Origin of the sequence: Cellulomonas wangleii (assembly GCF_018388445.1) — a bacterium.
Classification (GTDB): Bacteria; Actinomycetota; Actinomycetes; order Actinomycetales; family Cellulomonadaceae; genus Cellulomonas; species Cellulomonas wangleii.
The window spans coordinates 3,492,528-3,513,609 of record NZ_CP074405.1; the positions used below are offsets into that span (position 1 = coordinate 3,492,528).

The following is a 21,082-nucleotide window of genomic DNA, read 5'->3' on the forward strand; positions in this document are numbered from 1 at the left end:
CGCACGCGCGGCGGGTGCACGGGCACCCGGGAACGCGCGGCAGCCGTCGTGAAGGTGACGATGCAGGACGTCGCACGGCGCGCCGGCGTCTCCAACAAGACGGTCTCGAACGTCGTCAACGACCACCCCCACGTGCGCCCCGAGACGCGGGCGCGCGTGCAGCGGGTCATCGCCGAGCTGGGCTACCGGCCGAACCTGTCAGCCCGGGGCCTGCGCTCCGGCAGGACCGGCGTCATCGGGCTCGCCGTGCCGCAGCTGCGGCAGCCGTACTTCGCCGAGCTCGCGGACGCGGTGATCGCCGCCGCGGAGCGGCGCAGCCTGGGCGTGATCATCGGCCAGGCCGGCGCGGACCGTGACCACGAGACCGCCGTGCTCACGAACGGCCTGCGGCAGACCGACGGCATGCTCTTCAGTCCCGAGCACCTCGGCACCGAGGACCGCCACCTCCTCGACGACGTCACCTACCCGCTCGTGCTGCTCGGCGAGCGCATCTTCGGCGGGCCCGACGACCACGTGACCATGCACAACGTCGAGGGCGCCCGCGCGGCCGTCGAGCACCTCATCGGCCTCGGCCGACGGCGCATCGCCGTCCTCGGCGCCCACCCCGACCGGCGCAGCGGGCAGATGCGGCCGTCGGACCTGCGCGTGCGGGGCTACCGCGAGGCGCTCGCCGTGGCCGGCCTGCCGGAGGACCCGCGGCTCGAGTGCGCCGTCGCGCCCTGGCTCCCGCAGAACGGCGTGGACGCGACCCGTGAGCTGCTCGCGTCCGGCGTCGAGTTCGACGCCGTCTTCGCGCTCAACGACAGCCTCGCCATCGGTGCCCTGCGGGCGCTCGCCCGGGCCGGGCGCCGTGTGCCCGACGACGTGGCCGTCATCGGGTTCGACAACATCGGCGACGGCCGCTTCTCGAACCCCTCGCTGTCCAGCGTGGACCCGGGACGGGAGGAGATCGCCGAGACGGCCGTCGCGATGCTCGTCGAGCGCATCGAGGCCGACCCCCGGGACGTCCGCCCGCCCCGGCTCCACAAGGCCGCGTTCCGCATCGTGGCCCGCGAGTCCACGGGCGGTCAGGACGACCAGGCCTGAGGCCGGCGCCCGCACGGAGGCCCGCGCCGCAGCGAGCCGGGACCGAGAGCGTCCTCGACGAGATCCCCCCGGTCCGGAGCAACGACGAGGGGCCGGCCCCGGGCGTGCGCCCGGGACCGGCCCCTCACCCGTCGCGCATGGGGTCGCGACGGGAGCCGTCAGCCGATCAGCCGGCGGTGCAGGCGGCGCCGTTCAGGGTGAACGCCGTCGGTGCGTTGTTGGTGCCGGAGTGCGACCCGTTGAAGCCGATGTCGACGGACGCGCCCGGTGCGAGCGAGCCGTTCCACGCGGCGTTGGTCGCGGTGACCGCCGTGCCGGACTGCGACCAGGTCGCGCTCCAGCCCTGCTGGACCTGCTGGCCGTTGGCGAACGTGAAGCGCAGGTTCCAGCCGTTGAGCGCGCTGGTCCCGTTGTTGGTCACGCGGACCGAGGCCGTGAAGCCGTTGTTCCAGCTGTTGGCGGTGTACCGCACGGTGCAGGCGCCCGTGGGGTTCTGCGTGGGCGTCACCGACGGGGTCGGCGTCACTGACGGGGTCGGCGTGACCGAGGGGGTCACCGTCGGCGTCGGCGTGACCGAGGGGGTCGCCGTGGGCGTCACCGTGGGCGTCACCGTGGGCGTCGGCCCGGGGCCGGCGTCCTCGAAGAGGCGCGAGTAGTCCGACAGGGCACCGGCGATGGCCGTCTGCGCCCAGAAGCGGTGGTACTCGAACTGCGGGTCGGGCCCGCCGTTCAGCGCCGCCTGGACCTTCGCCCACTGCGGGTCGTCCTTGTAGAACGAGCGGATGTCGAGGAACGACACCCCGGGCTCCACCACGTCGCCGTTGGGCATGGTGCCCGACCAGCCGGCCGGGATGTAGACGCCGTTGCCGCCGGCGGTGTACTCGTCGTCGAACCGCTTGTAGTCGCCACGGGTCTCGACCGAGGTGACGCCGAGCGAGTCCTGGTTGTTGTCCCAGATCGCGTCGAGCAGGTCCTTGGCGGTGTCCCGCGCCTCGGTGTTGCCCGACTTGGCCGCGTAGAACAGGAGCGCGCGGGCGGTGTCACCGGCGACGCCGACGTCCTGGCCGGAGCTCTTGAGCGTGACGGTCAGGCCGGCGTTGGAGCCGGGGTTGCTCGGGTTCCAGGTGTCGGGCTTGCCCGACCAGGTGAGCTCGGACGGGACCGACCAGTCGGCGCCGTCGGTCTCGACGTGGTCGACGACCCAGGCCGCCCACTTGTCGAGGACCGTCTTGGCCTTCGCGTTGCCGGTCTCGTAGTAGAGCTCGGCGAGCCGCTGCACGCCCCACGCCTGCATGCCGAACCACTGGTTCGACGGCGGGTCGTTGTAGACGGGCGCCTCGGTGTAGGCCATGCCGTAGAACGTCGGGGTGCCGGCCGGCGGCTGCGCGTACGCACCGTCCCAGCTGTTCGTGGCGCCACCGGCGATCGGACCGTTGGACGACTGCAACCACTGGTACAGCTCGACCTGACGCTCGGCGGCCTTGGTCCAGTCCGCCTTGGCCGTCGCCGACTTCGGCGTCAGCTTCGGGTCGTTGGACAGTGCCCACGCCGCGAACGGGTTCTGGTACCCGAAGTGCGCGTGCGACGAGCCGATGCGCCACGCCCAGCCGGAGCTGGTGTCCGTGGCGCCGCCCCACGCCATGTACCAGGACAGCAGGTAGTGCGCGCTCTCCTTGCCGGAGCCGGCGGGGCAGCTCGGCGACGTGCAGCCGATCGTCTTGAAGTACTTGTCGAACAGCGTGTAGCGCAGGTAGTCGCCCAGCTTGGCGGCCTTGGTGACGACCGACGCGACGTCCGCCGCCTTGCCCTGCTCGGTCGCCCACTTGTTGGCCCAGTAGACGGCCTCGACGGCACGCGCGTCGGCGTCGGACGCCGACGTGAACTTCCACTGCTTGGCGTACGACGCGTCACCGGTGAACAGGTCGAGGTACCCGTTGGGGCCGCCGTACGTGAAGTCGTCGCAGGTGGGGTGCGGGACGGTCTCCCACACCGACTCCTGCGGGCCGCGCTGGAACGTGTTGACGAGGGACATGCCCTCGTAGTCCGGGCCGAGCTGGCAGCCGGGGCCGGGAGCCGCACCGAAGCCGTAGACGTTGTCCACGTCGCCCAGCCAGTGCATCTGGTAGATGTCGTTGTTGCCGTACGTCGCACGCAGCTCCGCGGCGATCGGGTCCTTGCCGACGCTGCCGCTGCTGCCGATCTGCGACGGGTAGTTGCTCGGGTGGTTGTACTCCGAGGCGTAGCTCGCCGGGGCGTCGGCCTTGTAGAAGGAGTTCGTCGGCTGATCCGCGGCCTGCGGGATCATGTACGTCTCCATGTTGGTCCACGCCTCGTTCAGCGGGTCCCAGTCACCGGTGGCCTGCCCGTACAGGGCCTCGAGCCAGATCCAGTAGCTGTAGGCCTCGGACGTGGTCATGTGCCCGTAGTCGGGGGCCTCGACCATGAGGGTCTCGACCGCGTGGTACGGGATGCCCTGCGGGCTGAAGTACCCGTTGGCGGGGTCCTTGATCTTCTCGTACTGCTCGAGGAACCGCTGCGCGTACTCGGAGTCGACCGCCACGGCAGCGGGGACCGCTGCCTGCGACGTCGAGCCGGAGAGCGCCTGGGCGGCCTGCATGCCGCCTGCGGCCACGAGCGTCGTGGCCGTCAGGACGGCCCAGGCCGCTCTGACGGCACGCCGTCGGGTGCTTGAGGTCATCTTCCGTACCTTTCCTGGCGTCGACCACGCGCGGCCTCGGTGCCGGGCGTGGAGCCTGTCGGGGGCCTCGGAGCCGGCGACAGTCCTGCACGAAGGAACGGACCGGTCCGCGGTGCGCAGCGTCACGCGCCCGCGGTATGCGGTCTGGACGACGCTCACTCTCACCAGGTGCGGACGCACCGTCCAGGCCGCGAAACGCTTAGGGGCAGGCTCTCGTGGGAGCGTGACCAGGGGGCCTCGCCTGGAGCACGACGACGGTGCGCCACCCGCTGCGGGCGGCGCACCGTCGGGACGTGCGCGAGGGTCAGCTCCAGCGGAACAGACGCACCGCCAGCGGTGTGCCGACGAGCGCCCACGCGGCCATGACGAGCACCTGCTGGGTGGGGAACGGCGCACCGACCCAGGCGTCGGTCATCGCCTGGCTCGCCGCACCGAGCGGCAGGTACCGGGCGATGGTCTGGACGGCCTCGGGCATGATCGGCAGCGGCGTCCACACGCCGGCGAAGAACAGGCTGATGAAGTACGCCGTCATGCCGATGCCGTTGGCCGCGCCCGTCGTCGCCGCCCGGGCCGCGATGAGCCCACCGACCGCGAACGTCGAGAGCACCCCGAGCAGGAACGCGAGGGCCACCGTCCACGGCTGCTTCGGGAGCGTCACCCCGACCACGAGCACAGCGCAGACGAGGGCGACGACGGCCGCGACGACGAGCGCGCCGAGGTAGACGAGCACCTGCGCGACGAGCAGGCGGGCCGGGCCGACCGGTGTCGCCGAGAGCCGCTTGAGCACCCCGCGCTGCCGGTAGGTCGCGACGGCCACGGGGAGGCTCGACAGCCCGACGGTCGCGACCGCGAGGCTCAGCACGATAGGCGTGTACCCGGTGATGGCGGTGATCTGCGCGAGCAGCGGGTCGCGGTCGTCGAACGGCTCGTCGGCCCACGGCATCGTGAGACCGAGGACGGTGATGAGCAGCGCGGGGAACCCGAGGGCGAAGAACCCCGCCGCGGGGTCGCGCACCAGCAGGCGCGCCTCGGCGACCGTCATCCGCAGCAACGCACCGCCGCGGGGGCGCGACGCCGCCGGGGCTGCGGCGAGGGCACCACGGCGCGCCGCGGCGGGGACGGCGGTGGCCGTCGTGGTCGGGGTCGGGGTCTGGGCGGTCATGTCACACCTCTGCGGAGGTCGTCACGGGCTGGGCGTCGGCGCCGTCGGCACCGGTGAGGGAGACGAACGCGTCCTCGAGGGACGCGCGCTCCAGGCGGACGTCGCGGGTCGCGACGTCGTGGCGGGCGAGCGCGACGAGCACGCCCTGGACGAGCGCGCCGCCGCCTCGCACGACGAGCGCACGGTCCTCGACGACGGCCTCGCGGACGTCGGGGACGCCCGTGAGCGCGCCGAGCAGCACCTCGTCGGGGACGGGCCGCTCGGGACGCACGCGCAGCACGTGCTCACCCTGCGCGAGGTCGACGATCTGCTCCGGCGTGCCGGTCGCGGCGACGAGCCCGCCGGAGATGAGGGCGATCCGGTCGCACAGCCGCTCGGCCTCCTCCATGAGGTGGGTGACGAGGAGGATCGTCACCCCCGCGTCACGTACCGCCTCGACGACCGCCCACGTCTCGCGCCGGGCGTGCGGGTCGAGGCCCGTCGTCAGCTCGTCGAGGATCGCGACCTCGGGCCGGCCGACGAGCGCGAGCGCGACCGACAGGCGCTGCTTCTGCCCGCCGGAGAGGTCCTTGAACGCGGTGTCACGCTTGACCGTGAGGCCGAGCAGGTCGAGCAGGTCGACGGGGTCGGCCGGCGCGGCGTAGAAGGACGCGTAGAGCTCGAGCGCCTCCTGGACCCGCAGCCGGTCCGGCAGGGCCGACTCCTGGAGCTGGAGGCCGACCTTGTCGTGCACGGCGGCGGCCTGCGTCGCCGGGTCGAGCCCGAGGACGCGGACCGTCCCGCCGTCGGGCCGGCGCAGCCCGGCGATCATCTCGACCGTCGTCGTCTTGCCGGCGCCGTTGCGCCCGAGGACGCCGAAGATCTCGCCGCGCTCGACGGTGAGGGACACGTCCTGGACGGCGAGCGTGCTGCCGTAGGACTTGCGCAGGTGCTCCGCGCGGACGACCGGGGTGGTGCTCATGCTGACCTCCGGGTGGGCGGTGGGTGCGCCGGGGAGCGGCGCGTGGGTGCGGGGTGCCGCGGCCCCGGCGGGTGCCGGGTCCGGGGGGACGGGTGTGACGCGGGGTGACGCGCGGTGACGTGGTGCGTGCGCGGTGCGCGGTTACGGGTGCGGTGGCCGCAGCTGCGTGCGGCGGACGACGGCGGCGTAGGCCGCGGCGGTGAGGGCGACGACGAGAACGGACCAGCCGAGCGCGGGCCACGGCGGACCGGGGGCGGCGGCGGGCAGCGGGCCCCAGCCGCCGGCCGCGCCGAGCAGGGCGAAGACGAGGAACACGGGGCCGACGGTGAGCGGCAGCGCGAGCGTGCCGTACAGCGCGCCCCAGCGCTGGTACACGACACCGACGAGCAGGGCGGCGACGTTCCCGACGACGCAGCACACGACGACCTCGGCGAGCAGCAGGCCGAGGGGTGAGGACTCGTCGGCGAGGAAGCCGTCGGTCACCCGCCAGCCCCTGCCGAGGGCCGTGTGGATGCCGCGCTCGGCGACGGCGAGCAGGGTCAGCACGACGCCGTACGCCGCGCCCGTGCCGACCCCGACGAGGATCGTCGCCCGCGCGAACGTCCGCCGCGTCATGCCGGCGGCGACGTGCGCCCGCAGGAAGAGGCCGACGAGGGCGATCCCCTGGGAGAACGGGAACCAGATGGCGGCGTGCCGCGTGTAGAGCGAGACGGCCACGTCGTCGACGCCCAGCAGCCGGTCGACCAGGATGCTCGCGACCACGACGACGGGCACCGAGCACGCCCAGAACCAGACGAGCAGCGTGAGGTTGACGGCGGCGAGCCGGGTGACGGTGGACCGCAGCGGGCCCGTGCGGCCGGCCAGGGCCGCGGTGACGGTCGCGGACATCGCGTCCTCCTCTCTCGTGGTCGGGTCGTGGGGTCGTGTGGTCGTGCCGTCGTCGGGTCGTCGGGTCAGGGCGCGGGGGCGAGCTGCAGCCGCTCCACGAGGGCCGCGAAGACCGCCGCCATCGCCGCGGCGAGCACGACACCCACGCCGACCGCCAGGGCCAGGTGGCCCGCCGCGGTCGTGGTCCAGATGCCCGGCAGGTCGACGTACCGGGCACCGGGGATGTAGAGCAGCAGCACGAGCGGACCCACGGTCAGCGGGAGCGTGAGCGTGCCGACCCAGGCGCCGAACCGCAGGTAGACGGCCCCGACCAGCAGCCCGGACAGGTTGGCGACGACGAACGTCACGGACAGCTCGAGGAGCATCGCCCCGGTTGACGCGGACTCGTCGGCGAGCTGGATCTCCGTGATGACCGACTCCCAGCCCAGGGCGTCGTGGACGGCACGCTCCAGCAGCACGAGGGCCGTGAAGACGGCGGCGTACCCGACGCCGGCGGCGAGCTCGACGAGCAGCGCGGCCCGGACGAACGTCCGGCGGGTCACGCCCGACGCGATGTGCACCCGCAGGTAGGCGCCGACCAGCATGATGCCGAGCGAGAAGGGGAACCAGGTCGCCGCCTGCCGCGCGTACACCGCGATCGACACGTCGGCGCTGCCGTTGACGCGCCAGACGACGAGGGTGGCGATGACGACCGCCACGACCGCGAGGGCCCAGAAGATCCCCGCCATGCTCAGCAGCACCGCGCCCAGCACGCGCGCTGTGCGCACCGTGGGCGACGGGCGGGTGGCGACTGTCGTCGTCATCGGTCCACCCCCTGCGCGCGTGCCGCGGCGTCGGTGGTCCGGCCCGGGCCGGTGAGGTGGACGAACAGGTCCTGCAGCGGGACCGGGCCCAGCTCGAGCCCGGCCTGCCGTGCGCGGCGCGCGTCCCCCTCCAGGAGCGCGCCGCGCACGGTGGTCTGGGTGGTGCCGCCGAGGCGCTGCGTGGCGAGCACGTCGCGCCCCGCGACGAAGTCCGCGACGGCGGCCGCGGGGCCGGTGACCGAGATGCCCTCGGCGCGCAGGGACTCGACGTCCTGGGCGATGAGGACGCGGCCGGCGTCGAGCACGACGACGTCCTCGAGGAGCCGCTCGACCTCGTCGATGAGGTGGCTCGACAGCACGATGGTGCGCGGGTGCTCGGCGTAGTCGGCGAGCAGCGCGTCGTAGAAGGCATACCGGCTCGGCGCGTCGAGGCCGAGGTGGACCTCGTCGAGGATGGTCAGCGGGGCGCGCGACGCCAGCCCGACGACGATCCCGAACGCCGACCTCTTGCCGCGCGACAGCTTCGACGGCTTGCGCTTCAGGTCCAGCTCGAACAGCTCGAGCAGCTCGCCGGCGAGCTCGTGCGAGAACCACGGCCGCGCGCCGGAGAGGTACGCGAGGTTGTCCTTGAGGGAGCAGTCGTCGAGCACGTCGCCGGACTCCCGGACGAAGCACACCCCCGGCACGACGCGCTCGTTCTCCCACGGGTCCTCGCCGTCGACGAGCACACGCCCGGCCGTCGGACGGCGGAATGCGGCGAGCAGCGAGCCCATCGTCGACTTGCCCGAGCCGTTGCGGCCCAGCAGGCCGGTGATGGTGCCGGGGCGGATCGTCAGGGCGACGTCGTCGAGCGCGGTGACGTCGCCGTAGCGCTGCGTCACTCCCTGGAGCTCGACGCCCCAGCCGGTGGTCGCGGTCATCGGGACTCTCCCTCGGGTGCGGGGCGGGCGGCACGGGCGCGGAGCCGGGCGACGACGTCCTCGACGTCGACGCCCAGGAGGCGGGCGGCGTCGGCGACGGGGTCGACGGTGTCGGTGAAGAAGGACTCGCGAGCCTCGGCGAGCAGCCGCTCACGGGCGCCGGGGGCGACGAACATGCCGACGCCCCGGCGCTTGTAGAGGACGCCCTCGTCGACGAGCTGGGCGAACGCCTTGGCCGCCGTCGCGGGGTTGATGCGGAACGTCGTGGCGTACTGCGTGGTCGACATGACCTGCTCCTCGGATGCGAGCGCACCCGAGAGCACGTCCTGCCTGATCTGGTCCGCGATCTGCAGGTACACGGGGTCACGTCCGTCGAACACGGCTACCCCTCCCTGCTGGTTCTGTGGTTCATTACTCGACTAATGAACCACAGAACCAGGGGACGCACAACCCCCGACGACCGAGGGGTGGGCTGCGCGGTCAGGAGAGGGTGCGCTGCGCGGTCAGGAGGGGGTGGGCAGCGCCGGGCGGGGGGCCAGGGAGGCCAGCAGGCGGAGCCGGTCGTCGTCCGGTGTGCCCGGTGCGGCGGTGAACACCAGCAGCACCTGGGACTGCTCGACGTCCACGAGCCGCTGGCACTCGAGGCTCATCTCCCCGACCTCGGGGTGGACGAGCCGCTTGTGCGTCTCGTGACGCAGGCCCACCTCGTGCCCGGCCCACACCCGGGCGAACTCCTCGCTGCGCACGAGCAGCGACTGCACGACCTGCTCCGCCCTCGACCCGGGCCCCTGCCGGGCGAGCGCGGCGCGCAGGTCCGAGACGAACACCCGGCCGCGCACGTCGTGGTCCTGCACGGGGTAGACGTCGCGCGAGGAGGGGTGCACGAACCAGCGGTGCACGACGACGCGGTCGAGCCCGGTCAGCGCGGACTCGTCCCCGAGCAGCGCGGCGGCCGCGGGGTTCTGCGCAAGCGCCTCCCCCAGGTCCGTCATCACCTGCGCGGGCGTGTCGTGCAGGCGGTCGAGCACCCGCATCAGCCCGGGCGACACGTGCTCGCCGGGTCCCACGCGTTCCGGCGCGGGACGGCCCGCCAGCCGGAACAGGTGGTCCCGCTCGGCCAGCGTGAGCCGCAGCCCGCGCGCCATCGCCGCGAGCATCTGGTCCGACGGCTGCGGGCCGCGCGCCTGCTCGAGGCGGGACCAGTAGTCGCTCGACATGTCGCACAGCAGCGCGACCTCCTCGCGCCGCAGCCCGCGAGCGCGCCGACGCGACCCGCGCGGCAGGCCGACGTCCTGCGGCTGCAGGGCCTCGCGCCGCGTGCGCAGGAAGTCCGCGAGCTGGAGCCGGTCCACCCGGGCAGTCTTCGCCCGGGCGGACGTCGGGGCAAGCGTCACGGGCAGGCCGGTCACAACCGCATGCCGCCCGACGCCTCGACCCGCTGCCCGGTGACCCACGCGAACGCAGGCGAGGCGATCGCGGCCACGACGGCACCGATGTCCTCCGCCTCGCCCACCCGCCCCAGCGCCGTCTGCGACGCGAGCGCGTCGCGCAGGCCGGCGGTGTCCCGCACGACCCCGCCGCTGAAGTCGGTGGCCACCGGCCCTGGCGCGACGACGTTGACGGTGATGCCGCGACCCCCCAGCTCCGCGGCCCAGTACCGCGTCAACGCCTCGACCGCCGCCTTCATCGCCGCGTACCCGGCGTGGTCCCCCGGCTGGACGAACCGTGCGAGCCCGCTCGACACGGTGATGACGCGGCCGCCGTCCGCGAGCATCGGGACCAGGCCCTGGGTGAGCAGGAAGACGCCGCGCACGTGGACGTCGAACAGGGTCTGCAGGTCGTCGGCCGTGGTGCCGCCGAGCGGCGTCGCGAGCGAGAGGCCGGCGTTGTTCAGGAGCACGTCGAGGGTCCCGCGGCCCCGCTGCTCGTGCAGGACGGCGGCCAGCCGTGCCGGGAAGGCGTCCACCGCCGCGAGGTCGGACGTGTCCAGCCGCAGGGCCGCGGCGCGTCGGCCGAGCGCCTCGACGTCGGCGACGACGGCGTGCGCCTCGTCCTCGTGCTGCCGGTAGGTGAGCACGACGTCGGTGCCGGCGGCGGCGAGCGCGAGCGCGCTCGCACGACCGAGGCCGCGGTTGCCGCCGGTGACGAGTGCGACGCGGGGGGTGGTGGGGCCGGTCATGGTGTCCTCCGAGGTCCGCGGTCGCCGGTGCGGCGACCCGTGCTGCCAGCCTCGGGGCGCGGCCGCCCGCGCAGAAGGCCGCGTCGATCCGGGGACCGCCGGTCCCTGGATCCGGCGGCGGCGCGGGTCACGCGGCGGCGCGGATCAGGCGGTGACGACCGCGCAGTGGTCCTCGCCCGACGCGGCCGGGCCGGTGGCCCGGGCGAGCAGCGCGCGCAGGACGCCCTGCTCGTCGGCGCCCAGGCCGTGCAGGACGGTGGCCTCCGCGGCAGCGATGCGCCCCTCGACGTCGGCGAGCGCGGCCCGCCCGAGGTCGGTCGCGGCGATGCGCCGGACGCGCCGGTCGGCCGGGTCGGGGCAGCGTGCGACCAGGCCGGCGGCGCACAGGTCGTCGAGCAGGTAGGTCATGACCGTGCGGTCGATGCCGAGGTGGGCGGCGAGCGCGGCCTGGGTGGGCGGCACGTCGGCGGTGACGACGACGCGCAGCAGCTGGTAGCCGCGCGGGCCGGCGGGGATGCCGCCGAGCGCCTCGCCGACGGCGGTGCGCCACCGGCCGAGCAGCGTGCCGAGCTGCCAGCCGAGGTCGTCGCCGGTGCGCGTCGAGGTGTCCGTCACGCCCTCAGCATACCTGTTGCACCACAGATCGTCTGTCAGGCATATGATCTAGCCGGCACACGACCTCGGAGGCACCCATGACCGACTACGGGCACGAGCTGCAGCTCGGCACGTTCCTCACCCCGCAGAACGCCGACCCGCAGACCCCGGTCGACCTGGCCGTGCTCACCGAGCAGGCCGGCCTCGATCTGGTGACGTTCCAGGACCACCCGTACCAGCCGTCGTTCCTCGACACCTGGACGCTGCTGTCGTGGGTCGCCGCGCGCACCGAGCGCGTGCACCTGTCCGGCAACGTCCTCAACGTGCCGATGCGCCCGCCGGCCGTCCTGGCGCGCGCGGCCGCGAGCCTCGACCTGCTGTCCGGCGGCCGCGTCGAGCTCGGCCTGGGCGCCGGGGCGTTCTGGGACGCCATCGAGGGCATGGGCGTCCCGCGGCTGACCCCCGGCGAGGCCGTCGACGCGCTCGGCGAGGCCATCGACGTCATCCGCGCCCTGTGGGACACCGACGGGCGCGGCGCGCTGCGCGTCGGCGGCGACCACCACCGCCTCGCGGGCGCCAAGCGTGGCCCGGCCCCGGCGCACGAGATCGGCATCTGGGTCGGCGCCTACAAGCCCCGCATGCTGCGCCTGGTCGGCCGGAAGGCCGACGGCTGGCTGCCCTCGCTGGGTTACCTGCAGCCCGGCGACCTCGCGCGCGGCAACGCGACGATCGACGAGGCCGCGACGGCTGCCGGCCGCGACCCCCGCGAGATCCGCCGGCTGCTCAACATCAACGGCCGCTTCTCCCCCACCCCGGGCGACGGTCTGGACGGCCCGCCCGAGCAGTGGGTCGACGCCCTCGTCCGGTACGCGCTCGAGGACGGCATCGGCACCTTCGTCCTCGCCACCGACGACCCCGCGACCATCCGGACGTTCGCCGAGCAGGTCGCCCCGGCGGTCCGCGACGCGGTCGCCGCCGAGCGCGCCTCGTCGGGCACGTCCAGCGGTCCGGTCCGCGCCGCCGCCGCCCTGGCCAAGCGGGTCGACGGCATCGCCTACGACGCCGTGCCCGCCGGCCTGCCCGCCGTCGAGCCCGGCGACCGCGCGTACGCCTCCCTGCGCTCCACCTACATGCGCCGCGGCGCGCCCGGCATCGTCCTGCTGCCCCGCACCACCGCGCAGGTGGTCGACGCCCTCGGGTACGCCCGCGAGCAGCGCGGGCCGCTGGCGGTGCGGTCCGGCGGGCACGGCATCTCCGGCCGGTCGACCAACGACGGCGGCGTCGTGCTCGACGTCGGCGCGCTGGACGAGGTGACGGTCGTCGACGAGGCGACGCGCCGCGTGCGGCTCGGCGCGGGCGCGACCTGGGGCAAGGTCGCCGCGACGCTGGCCCCGCACGGGTGGGCGATCTCGTCGGGCGACTACGGCGGCGTCGGCGTCGGCGGGCTGGCGACGACCGGCGGGATCGGCCTGCTCGGCCGCTCGCAGGGCCTGACCATCGACCACGTCGTCGCCTACGAGGTCGTCACGGCCGACGGCACCGTGCGCGTCGTCGACGCCCGGCACGAGCCCGAGCTGTTCTGGGGGCTGCGGGGCGCGGGCGGCAACCTCGGCGTCGTCACGTGGGTGGAGCTCGAGGCCCCCGAGGTGCCGGACGTCGTCTTCGCGACCATGACGTTCGACGCCTCCGACCCCGCCCGCCTCCTCGCCCGCTGGGGCCGCGTCGTCCAGGACGCCGACCGACGGCTCACCAGCTTCCTGCACGTGCAGGCCGGGGGCAGCGGCCGTCAGCCGCTCGCGCAGGCCATGACGGTGTGGGCGGACGACGACACGACGTCGGCCGTCGCGGCCCTCGAGGAGCTGCTCGGCGCGGGGACCGTGCTCGACCAGCGCGCGACCCTCACGCCGTACACCGGCGTCGTCGGCCCGGTGGCCCGCCACCACGACGGCGGTGCACCGCCCGTCACCCGCTCCGGGCTGCTGCCCGCCATGACGGACGCGGCGGCCGCCGACCTCGGGCGCCTTCTCGGCTCGGGCGAGGCGATGCTGCTGCAGCTGCGGGCGACGGGAGCCGCCGGCAACGACGTCGCGCCGGACGCGACCGCGTACGCCCACCGCCACCAGCAGCTCTCGGCCACGGCCTTCGCTGGACGCTCGTCCCGCACCGGGCTGGACGACACGTGGGACCGGCTCGCGCACCCGCACATGGACGGCCTGTACCTGTCCTTCGAGACCGACCCGCGCCCCGAGCGGCTGCGCGACGCCTTCCCGCCGCTCACGCTCGACCGGCTGCGGGCGCTCAAGCGCACGTACGACCCGGACCACGTCTTCGACCAGAACTTCCCCATCGACCCGCGGGGCTGAGGCCGTGCAGGGTCCGTGGCGTCCAGCGCCACGAACCCTGCACACCCGGCCGTCGCGTGGCGCGGCCGTCGCGTGGCGAGAACGAATCCGCACGGACTCCACATCTCGGGTACCCAGGGGCGTTGTCAGGGGGCACGCTCATCCCCGAGACCTGGAGGACCCATGAACCCCAGCACCACGTCCCGCCCGCGTCGCAAGCGCCTCGTCGTCGCCGGTGCCATCGCGGCGAGCCTGTCCGTCGCCGGCGCCGGCGCGGCGGTGGCCGCGAGCAACGCGACCAGCCCCGAGGGCACCACCGCGGCCGCGGTGCACGAGGGCCCCGCCGTCGTCACCGAGGCGGACGCCCCGGCGCCGGTGGCGGTGACCGACGCACCCGCGGCGGCGCCCTCCGCCGACGACGAGTGGGCCGCGATGCCCGACGGCTACACGCGCGAGCAGTACGAGGCGCTGTGGTCGTCCGGCTACACGCCGGAGGACATCAACGCCCTGGGTGAGCTCTGGCAGATCGAGGGCACCGAGCTCAAGGCCCGGATCGGTCAGGCCGTCCTGGACGGTGAGCAGCTGCCGGTCGCGCCGGGCTCGACCCCGCAGGACCCGGCCGTCGCGCAGTTCGCCGCCGTCTGGGAGGCCGGCTACACCGCCGAGGACATCGAGGCGCTCAACGCCCTGTGGGGCACCGACTGGGCCGAGACCAAGGCACGCGCCGGCCAGGCGATCCTCGACGGTCAGCCGCTGCCCGTCGCGCCGGGCAGCAACCCCGCGTCCTGACGACGTCCACCTGACGACCCACCGACGACGAGGACCTTCGTGGACGAGCTGACGTTGCGCACCGGATTCGAGATCGAGCTCCTGGCCCCGGCCGGGTCCGACAGGCAGGCGCTGGCCGACGTGGTCGCGGCACGGGTGGGGGGCAGCGTGCGGCGGGCGTTCCACGCCGACAGCCAGCCGTCGCCGGTGCCCGGCGTCAGCGTCTTCCGGCACCTGTCGCCGGCGTTCGACGTCCTCGACGCGCAGGGGGCGCCGGTAGCACTCCTCGTCGACGACATCACCATCGAGGCGGACCTCGCCCCGGTGCCCGGGTCGCGGCCGCGGCCCGGGCACCGGGGGTGGTACCGGCTGGTGTCCGACGACGGGCGGCTCCTGCGGCTCGTCGAGCGCACCGTCGACCCTCACGCCCCGCTGGCGACGGTGCTCGACCCCGTCGCGGAGCTCTTCGGGGTGCACGTCGACGTGTTCCCGGCGGCGGCGCGCGTCAACGACCCCACGGGGGCGTCGATCGCGGTCGCCCTGCCGTTGCCGCCCGGGCGGGAACGCCCGTGCGAGATCGTCACGCCGCCCCTCGTGCGCGACCACGCGCGCGCCCTCGAGCGGCTCCTGGGGCCCGCCCGGGAGCTCGGGTTCACGATCCCGCAGGAGGCGGCGGTGCACCTGCACGTCGACGCCGGGCCGTTCCGTCGGTCGTCGGCGTTCGCCAACCTCGTGCGGCTGTTCGCGCACTGGCGCGAGCCGCTGTGGGCCGCGCTCGGCACCAACCCGCGGTGCCGCCGGCTCGCACCGCTGCCCGACGCGCTCGTCGGGTTCGTCGAGCAGGGCTGGCAGGACACCGACACGGGCTGGTCGGCCCTGCGCGACGCGGCCCGGGCCGTCGGTCTGACGAAGTACGCGGACGTGAACCTCGTCCAGCTCGTCGCCACGCGGCCCGTGCGCGACACCGTCGAGGTCCGCATCCTGCCCGGTGCGATCGACGCCCGGTCGGTCGTCGAGCGTGCGGCACTCGTCGAGCGTCTGCTGCTGCGCTGCCTCGACCCCGCACCGCTGCCGCTGCCGGGACCGGACGCGGCGCACGACCCGCGCGCCGCACTCCAGGACCTCCTCACCGTGGCGGCCCGATGACGTGGCTGGGGGCCGTGGGCCCCGAGAGCGCCGAGGTGCCGGTGGTCGCCCTCGCCGAGCGGCGCCGGGGCCACGGGGCCCGCACGGCCGCCCCCACGACCGCGCTGGACGACCTGGTGCGCACCCACCTGCCGGGGCTCCTGCGGTACGCGACCGTCCTCACCGGTGACGGGCACACGGCCGCCGACCTCGTCCAGGAGGTGCTGCTGCGCGCCCACGTGCGCTGGCACCGCATCGCCCTCATGGAACGCCCCGACCTGTACCTGCGGCGCATGGTGACCAACGAGCACCTGTCGTGGCGGCGACGCTGGCACGTGCGGACGATCCACCCCGCGTCGGACGACGTGCTGGCCGCGCACGCACCGCCGCAGCACGACCACGCCGGGGCCGCGGGCCGCGACGACGTCATGTGGGAGCACCTGGCCGCCCTCCCGCCGCGACAGCGCACGGTGCTCGTGCTGCGCTACTACGAGGGCCTGGCCGACCCCGAGATCGCCCAGGTGCTGGGGACGTCGAGCGCGACGGTGCGCTCGCACGCCGCCCGCGCCCTGGCCACCCTGCGCGACACCGACCTCACCACGGCACCGGAGACACGATGAGCCCGCACCGCCGACCTCCCGGCTCCCCCGACCCCGCGGTCCCGTCGGACGACGACCTGGCCGCACTGATCACCGGCGCCCTGCACCGACGCGCCCGCACCGCACCCGACCCCGCCGAGGTCGCCGACCGGCTCGCCGCGTCGGTGGGCCGCCGCACGCCCCCGCGCGCCGTCGCCCTGCGCCGGGGCGGTCAGGTCCTCGCCGCCGGCGTCGTCACCGGCTCGATCGCGGTCGCTGCCGGGGGTGCGGCAGCCGCGGCGAACCCGTACTCGCGGGTCGCGGTGGCCTTCGAGGGCGCGGCACGGACCGTCGGCATCGACGTGTCCTTCATGCCGGACGGGTACACCCGCGAGCAGGACGAGGCGCTCTGGGCGGCGGGGTACGAGACCGAGGAGCTCGACGCCCTCGCGGCGCTGTGGGGCACGGACCGCATCGAGACCAAGGCGCGCACCGGGCAGATGCTGCTCGACGGGCTCGAGGTCCCCGTGGCCCCGGGCTCCGTGCCCTCGCCCAACCCCGGGGAGGACCAGTCCGAGGCCTTCTGGGCCGCCGGGTACACGTTCGAGGACCTCACGGTGCTGACCGAGCTCTGGGGTGTCGAGCCCTTCGACGCCAAGGTGCGCGCCGGGCAGGCCGTCCTCGACGGCGAGGCGCTCCCGATCCCGCCCGGTTCCGCACCGTCCCCGGCGGTGCCCGCACCCCTGGACCGGGCCCCGGCGGTCGGACCCGCGGCCGAGGACGGCTGAGAGCCGGCCCCGACGCGCGCGAGGCCGGCCCCGACCCGCTGTGCGGGGAGGGACCGGCCTCGCGGTCGGTGCGTCAGGCGCGGGTGACCGCGAACCGCCGGCTCGCCAGGACCTCCGCGATCTGCACGGCGTTGAGCGCCGCACCCTTGCGCAGGTTGTCGTTGCTGATGAACAGCGCCAGGCCGCGGCCCTCGGGCGCGCCCTCGTCCTGCCGGATGCGCCCGACGAACGACGGGTCCTGACCGGCGGCGACCAGCGGCGTCGGGACGTCGGCGAGCTGCACGCCGGGCGCCGTCGACAGCAGCTCGGTCGCCCGCTCCACCGAGATCGACCGCTCGAACTCCGCGTTGACGCTCAGCGAGTGGCCCGTGAACACCGGCACGCGCACGCACGTGCCCGAGACCAGCAGGTCCGGGACGTCGAGAATCTTGCGCGACTCGTGCCGCAGCTTCTGCTCCTCGTCGGTCTCGTGCAGACCGTCCTCGACGATCGACCCCGCGAGCGGGATGACGTCGAACGCGATCGGCGCGACGTACTTCTCCGGCGAGGGGAACGCGACGGCGCCGCCGTCGTGCACCAGGGCCAGGGTGTCCTGCTCGACCGCCGCGCGGACCTGCGAGTCGAGCTCGCGGGCACCGGCCAGCCCCGACCCGGAGACCGCCTGGTACGTCGAGACGACGAGGCGACGCAGACCCGCCTCGTCGTGCAGCACCTTGAGCACGGGCATCGCGGCCATGGTCGTGCAGTTGGGGTTGGCGACGATGCCGATCTCGATGTGGTCCAGCGCCTGCGGGTTCACCTCGGAGACCACGAGCGGCACGCGCGGGTCGCGGCGCCAGGCCGAGGAGTTGTCGACGACGATCGCGCCGGCGGCGGCGAACCGCGGCGCGTGCTCCTTGGACGTCGACCCGCCCGCGGAGAACAGCGCGATGTCGATGCCGGACAGGTCGGCCGTCGCGACGTCCTCGACGACGACGTCCTCGCCGCGCCACGGCAGCGTCGTGCCCGCCGAGCGCGCGGAGGCGAAGTACCGGATGGACCCGACCGGGAAGTCCCGCTCGTCCAGCAGGCGGCGCATCACGGCGCCGACCTGACCGGTCGCCCCGACGACCGCGACCCTCAGACCCTGCGCCATGTCAGCGCCCCGTCCCGCCGTACACGACGGCCTCGGTGTCCTCGGCGTCCAGGTCGAACGCCGTGTGCACGGCCCGCACGGCGTCGTCCAGCGAGTCCGCGCGGGTGACGACGGAGATGCGGATCTCCGACGTCGAGATCATCTCGATGTTGATGCCGGCCTCCGACAGCGCCGCGAAGAACTTCGCGGACACCCCGGGGTGCGACCGCATGCCCGCGCCGATGAGCGAGAGCTTGCCGATCGAGTCGTCGTACTGCAGCGACTGGAAGCCGATCGTCGGCTGGTCCGTCGTCAGCGCCGACGAGGCCTTCGCACCGTCGCTCGCGGGCAGCGTGAAGGAGATGTCCGTGTGGCCCGTCGCGGCGATCGAGACGTTCTGGACGATCATGTCGATGTTCACGCCCGCGCCGGCGACGACCTCGAAGATGCGCGCGGCCTTGCCCGGCACGTCGGGCACGCCGACGACCGTGATCTTGGCCTCGCTGCGGTCGTGCGCGACGCCCGCGATGATCGGCTGCTCCATGCTGGGGTCCTCCTGGTTCGTCACGAGCGTGCCGGTGTGCGTCGAGAACGACGAGCGCACGTGCACGGGCACGTCGTACCGGCGGGCGTACTCGACGCAACGCGGCATGAGCACCTTGGCACCGCTCGCGGCCATCTCGAGCATCTCGTCGTAGCCGATGCGGTCCCGCTTGCGGGCGGTCGGCACGATGCGGGGGTCGGCGGTGAACACGCCGTCGACGTCGGTGTAGATCTCGCACACGTCGGCCTTGAGCGACGCCGCGAGGGCCACGGCCGTGGTGTCGGAGCCGCCGCGTCCCAGCGTCGTCACGTCGTTCGTCGACGGGTTGACGCCCTGGAAGCCGGCGACGATCGCGACCTCGCCACGCGCGATGGTGTCCTTGATGCGGCTGGGCGACACGTCGATGATGTGCGCCTTGCCGTACACCTCGTCGGTGATGACGCCGGCCTGCTGACCGGTGAACGACTTCGCCTCGACGCCCAGGTTGTGGATCGCCATCGCCAGCAGCGACATCGAGATGCGCTCGCCGGCCGTCAGCAGGATGTCCATCTCCCGCACCGGTGGCAGCGGGGTGACCTCCTGCGCGAGCTCGATGAGCTCGTCGGTGGTGTCCCCCATGGCCGAGACGACGACGACGACGTCGTGCCCGGCCTTCTTCGTCTCGACGACCCGCTTCGCGACGCGCTTGATGCTGGCGGCGTCGGCGACGGACGAGCCGCCGAACTTCTGGACGATGAGGGCCACGGGATCGGACGCTTCCGGACGGGCGGTCAGGGACCCCGCGAGTGTAGGCCCGGCCCAGGATGCGGACTGCCGCGATTTCGCATGGCGGACACCGTGGTCCGGCGCCGCTGAAGCGATTGGGGACCTGGCGGCGACGACCGTCCGGGCGCACGCTCGTCGGGACGAGCGCGACGCCGCCCCCGGGCGCGCCGCACCACGCGCCACGCAGGGGAGAACCATGACCACCACCCGCCCGGTCGCGCGCGCCCGCGCGCTCCTCGCCGCGCTCGCGGCCGCAGCCGTGACGGCCGTCGGCATCGCCGGCGCCGTCGGCGCGCAGGCCGTCGACACCTGCAGCGTGGTGTGGACCACCAACGCCTGGCCCGGCGGCTTCGTCACCGAGGCCCGCCTGACCACCGGCCCGGCACGGTCCGGCTGGACGCTCACGTTCGACCTGGCCCCCGGGGCACGGATCAGCAACGCGTGGAGCGCCACGGCCACGCAGTCCGGCGCCACGGTGACGATGACCAACGCCCCGTGGAACGGCGCACTGGCCGCGGGCGCGACCGTCTCGTTCGGGTTCCAGGGGACGTCGACGTCGGCACCCACCCCGCCGCAGGACGTGCGGCTGGACGGCGTGCTGTGCGACGGCCAGGGCGGGTCCACCGGGACGCCGACCCCGACCGTGACGCCCACCCCGTCGGTCACGCCGTCGGTGACGGCCACGCCGACGCCCACGCCGACGCCGTCGGTCACACCGACGCCCACCCCCACACCGACGCCGTCGGTCACGCCCACGCCGACCCCGACGCCGACCGTCACGCCGACGCCCACCCCCACACCGGAGCCGGGCACCTGCGCCGGCGGGTTCTGCGACGGCTTCGAGCAGCAGACCGGCACCACGCCCGCCGCGCCCTGGACCGTCGTCCACCCGGACTGCTCGGGCACCGGGACCGCGAGCATCGACTCCGCGGTGGCGCGCACCGGGATGCGTTCGCTGCGGGTGAACGGCGCGGTCGGCTACTGCAACCACGTCTTCGTCCGCGCGGACGGCGCGGTCTCGGGGACGGCCGGGCAGCCCACCTACCTGCGGTTCTGGGTCCGTCACACCACGCCGCTGCCGACGTCGCACGTGACGTTCATGGCCCTGCAGGACGCGGCCGACGGCGGCAAGGACCTGCGCATGGGTGGCCAGAACGGCGCCCTGCAGTGGAACCGCGCGTCCGACGACGCCACGCTGCCCGAGCAGAGCCCGTCGGGCGTCGCGCTGAGCCGGCCGCTGCCGACCGGGCAGTGGGCCTGCGTCGAGGCCCTCGTCGACCCCGCCGGCCGCCTGACGACGTGGCTGGACGGGACCCAGGTGACCGGCCTGGTCGCCGACGGCACCCCGACGCACGACGTCGACGGCCAGTGGTACGCCAAGGCCTGGACGCCGCGCCTGGTGGACCTCCGGCTCGGCTGGGAGAGCTACGGCGACGGCGCGGACACGCTCTGGTACGACGACGTGGTCGTCGGGACGTCCCGCACGGGCTGCTGACCCTGCAGCCGGCCGGTCGGACGGGAGGGAGAGGTCGGGCGTCAGGCCGAGCGGGTGCGCAGGCGCAGGCCGAGGAGGTACATCTCGCACCCGAGGCACAGGCCGAACGCCGCGTTGAGGAACGCCGCCGCGAGGGCGACGGCCGGCCGTCCACGGGTGACCCGGCCGCCCGTGGGACGGCGGCGGGTCGGGCCGCACCCCGTCCCTCCGGGGGCCCAGGGCCGTTCGGGTGCGGTCCACCCGGAGGGGGACCCCGCCGCCGCGGGCAGGCT

General features: G+C 74.4%; 20 protein-coding genes. 7 read left to right on the plus strand and 13 right to left on the minus strand.

Annotated features, from left to right (window positions below):
- Positions 1–48: 48 nt before the first annotated feature.
- Entirely contained in the window at positions 49–1,086 is a 1,038-nt protein-coding gene (locus tag KG103_RS16015) for a LacI family DNA-binding transcriptional regulator (protein WP_207339487.1), read from the plus strand.
- 166 nt (positions 1,087–1,252) lie between these two features.
- Here KG103_RS16015 and KG103_RS16020 read toward each other — a convergent pair whose 3' ends face one another.
- The 10 genes from KG103_RS16020 to KG103_RS16065 all read right to left on the minus strand — a co-directional run bounded on the left by KG103_RS16020 (position 1,253) and on the right by KG103_RS16065 (position 11,312).
- The gene (locus tag KG103_RS16020) at positions 1,253–3,784 is read right to left on the minus strand and encodes a glycoside hydrolase family 48 protein (protein WP_207339488.1); all 2,532 of its coding nucleotides are present in this window, start codon (positions 3,782–3,784) and stop codon (positions 1,253–1,255) included.
- 304 nt (positions 3,785–4,088) lie between these two features.
- Positions 4,089–4,946 (minus strand): ABC transporter permease, encoded by an 858-nt coding sequence (locus KG103_RS16025; protein WP_207339489.1) that lies wholly within the window; start codon positions 4,944–4,946, stop codon positions 4,089–4,091.
- Position 4,947: 1 nt separating this feature from the next.
- Positions 4,948–5,907 carry an ABC transporter ATP-binding protein gene (locus tag KG103_RS16030; RefSeq protein ID WP_207339490.1) on the minus strand — a complete coding sequence of 320 codons (960 nt, stop codon included), beginning with the start codon at positions 5,905–5,907 and terminating at the stop codon, positions 4,948–4,950.
- Between the two features lie 141 nt (positions 5,908–6,048).
- A complete protein-coding gene (locus tag KG103_RS16035; protein ID WP_207339491.1) occupies positions 6,049–6,795 on the minus strand; it encodes a hypothetical protein in 747 nt (248 codons plus the stop codon).
- Between the two features lie 65 nt (positions 6,796–6,860).
- Positions 6,861–7,598, minus strand: a complete 738-nt coding sequence (locus KG103_RS16040; RefSeq protein ID WP_207339492.1) for a hypothetical protein — start codon at positions 7,596–7,598, stop codon at positions 6,861–6,863.
- The gene (locus tag KG103_RS16045) at positions 7,595–8,518 is read right to left on the minus strand and encodes an ATP-binding cassette domain-containing protein (protein ID WP_207339493.1); all 924 of its coding nucleotides are present in this window, start codon (positions 8,516–8,518) and stop codon (positions 7,595–7,597) included. Before KG103_RS16045 ends, KG103_RS16040 begins: the two co-directional genes overlap by 4 nt.
- A complete protein-coding gene (locus KG103_RS16050) occupies positions 8,515–8,898 on the minus strand; it encodes a GntR family transcriptional regulator (RefSeq protein ID WP_207339494.1) in 384 nt (127 codons plus the stop codon). Before KG103_RS16050 ends, KG103_RS16045 begins: the two co-directional genes overlap by 4 nt.
- Positions 8,899–9,021: 123 nt before the next feature.
- Positions 9,022–9,870, minus strand: a complete 849-nt coding sequence (locus KG103_RS16055) for a helix-turn-helix transcriptional regulator (protein WP_207339495.1) — start codon at positions 9,868–9,870, stop codon at positions 9,022–9,024.
- A gap of 53 nt (positions 9,871–9,923) precedes the next feature.
- Entirely contained in the window at positions 9,924–10,697 is a 774-nt protein-coding gene (locus KG103_RS16060) for an SDR family NAD(P)-dependent oxidoreductase (protein WP_207339496.1), read from the minus strand.
- A 144-nt stretch (positions 10,698–10,841) separates the two neighbouring features.
- Positions 10,842–11,312 carry a MarR family winged helix-turn-helix transcriptional regulator gene (locus tag KG103_RS16065; RefSeq protein ID WP_207339497.1) on the minus strand — a complete coding sequence of 157 codons (471 nt, stop codon included), beginning with the start codon at positions 11,310–11,312 and terminating at the stop codon, positions 10,842–10,844.
- Positions 11,313–11,389: 77 nt separating this feature from the next.
- Here KG103_RS16065 and KG103_RS16070 point away from each other — a divergent pair, with 77 nt between their 5' ends.
- The 5 genes from KG103_RS16070 (at position 11,390) to KG103_RS16090 (ending at position 16,892) form a co-directional block, all read left to right on the plus strand.
- Positions 11,390–13,654, plus strand: coding sequence for an LLM class flavin-dependent oxidoreductase (locus KG103_RS16070; protein ID WP_207339498.1), 2,265 nt, complete (start codon positions 11,390–11,392; stop codon positions 13,652–13,654).
- Between the two features lie 162 nt (positions 13,655–13,816).
- A complete protein-coding gene (locus tag KG103_RS16075; protein ID WP_207339499.1) occupies positions 13,817–14,422 on the plus strand; it encodes a hypothetical protein in 606 nt (201 codons plus the stop codon).
- Positions 14,423–14,461: 39 nt separating this feature from the next.
- A complete protein-coding gene (locus KG103_RS16080) occupies positions 14,462–15,547 on the plus strand; it encodes an amidoligase family protein (RefSeq protein ID WP_207339500.1) in 1,086 nt (361 codons plus the stop codon).
- A complete protein-coding gene (locus KG103_RS16085; RefSeq protein ID WP_207339501.1) occupies positions 15,544–16,146 on the plus strand; it encodes an RNA polymerase sigma factor in 603 nt (200 codons plus the stop codon). The genes KG103_RS16080 and KG103_RS16085 overlap by 4 nt, the downstream gene beginning before the upstream one ends.
- Positions 16,143–16,892 (plus strand): hypothetical protein, encoded by a 750-nt coding sequence (locus tag KG103_RS16090; RefSeq protein WP_207339502.1) that lies wholly within the window; start codon positions 16,143–16,145, stop codon positions 16,890–16,892. Before KG103_RS16085 ends, KG103_RS16090 begins: the two co-directional genes overlap by 4 nt.
- Positions 16,893–16,965: 73 nt before the next feature.
- Here the strand turns inward: KG103_RS16090 and KG103_RS16095 are convergent, their stop codons facing one another.
- Positions 16,966–18,027, minus strand: coding sequence for an aspartate-semialdehyde dehydrogenase (locus tag KG103_RS16095; protein WP_207339503.1), 1,062 nt, complete (start codon positions 18,025–18,027; stop codon positions 16,966–16,968).
- Position 18,028: 1 nt separating this feature from the next.
- The gene (locus tag KG103_RS16100; protein ID WP_207339504.1) at positions 18,029–19,294 is read right to left on the minus strand and encodes an aspartate kinase; all 1,266 of its coding nucleotides are present in this window, start codon (positions 19,292–19,294) and stop codon (positions 18,029–18,031) included.
- A gap of 217 nt (positions 19,295–19,511) precedes the next feature.
- Between KG103_RS16100 and KG103_RS16105 the strand changes: the two genes are divergently transcribed.
- A complete protein-coding gene (locus tag KG103_RS16105; protein ID WP_207339505.1) occupies positions 19,512–20,810 on the plus strand; it encodes a cellulose binding domain-containing protein in 1,299 nt (432 codons plus the stop codon).
- A 41-nt stretch (positions 20,811–20,851) separates the two neighbouring features.
- Here the strand turns inward: KG103_RS16105 and KG103_RS19185 are convergent, their stop codons facing one another.
- Positions 20,852–21,079 carry a DUF4395 family protein gene (locus KG103_RS19185; RefSeq protein WP_243656987.1) on the minus strand — a complete coding sequence of 76 codons (228 nt, stop codon included), beginning with the start codon at positions 21,077–21,079 and terminating at the stop codon, positions 20,852–20,854.
- Positions 21,080–21,082: the final 3 nt, after the last annotated feature.

Coding starts and splice junctions, on each gene's coding strand:
- KG103_RS16085 (WP_207339501.1), top strand. CDS start 15,544: ATGACGTGGCTGGGGGCCGTGGGCCCCGAGAGCGCCGAGGTGCCGGTG.
- KG103_RS16030 (WP_207339490.1), bottom strand. CDS start 5,907: ATGAGCACCACCCCGGTCGTCCGCGCGGAGCACCTGCGCAAGTCCTAC.
- KG103_RS16040 (WP_207339492.1), bottom strand. CDS start 7,598: ATGACGACGACAGTCGCCACCCGCCCGTCGCCCACGGTGCGCACAGCG.
- KG103_RS16035 (WP_207339491.1), bottom strand. CDS start 6,795: ATGTCCGCGACCGTCACCGCGGCCCTGGCCGGCCGCACGGGCCCGCTG.
- KG103_RS16070 (WP_207339498.1), top strand. CDS start 11,390: ATGACCGACTACGGGCACGAGCTGCAGCTCGGCACGTTCCTCACCCCG.
- KG103_RS16075 (WP_207339499.1), top strand. CDS start 13,817: ATGAACCCCAGCACCACGTCCCGCCCGCGTCGCAAGCGCCTCGTCGTC.
- KG103_RS16105 (WP_207339505.1), top strand. CDS start 19,512: ATGACCACCACCCGCCCGGTCGCGCGCGCCCGCGCGCTCCTCGCCGCG.
- KG103_RS16060 (WP_207339496.1), bottom strand. CDS start 10,697: ATGACCGGCCCCACCACCCCCCGCGTCGCACTCGTCACCGGCGGCAAC.
- KG103_RS16045 (WP_207339493.1), bottom strand. CDS start 8,518: ATGACCGCGACCACCGGCTGGGGCGTCGAGCTCCAGGGAGTGACGCAG.
- KG103_RS16025 (WP_207339489.1), bottom strand. CDS start 4,946: ATGACCGCCCAGACCCCGACCCCGACCACGACGGCCACCGCCGTCCCC.
- KG103_RS16020 (WP_207339488.1), bottom strand. CDS start 3,784: ATGACCTCAAGCACCCGACGGCGTGCCGTCAGAGCGGCCTGGGCCGTC.
- KG103_RS16095 (WP_207339503.1), bottom strand. CDS start 18,027: ATGGCGCAGGGTCTGAGGGTCGCGGTCGTCGGGGCGACCGGTCAGGTC.
- KG103_RS16090 (WP_207339502.1), top strand. CDS start 16,143: ATGAGCCCGCACCGCCGACCTCCCGGCTCCCCCGACCCCGCGGTCCCG.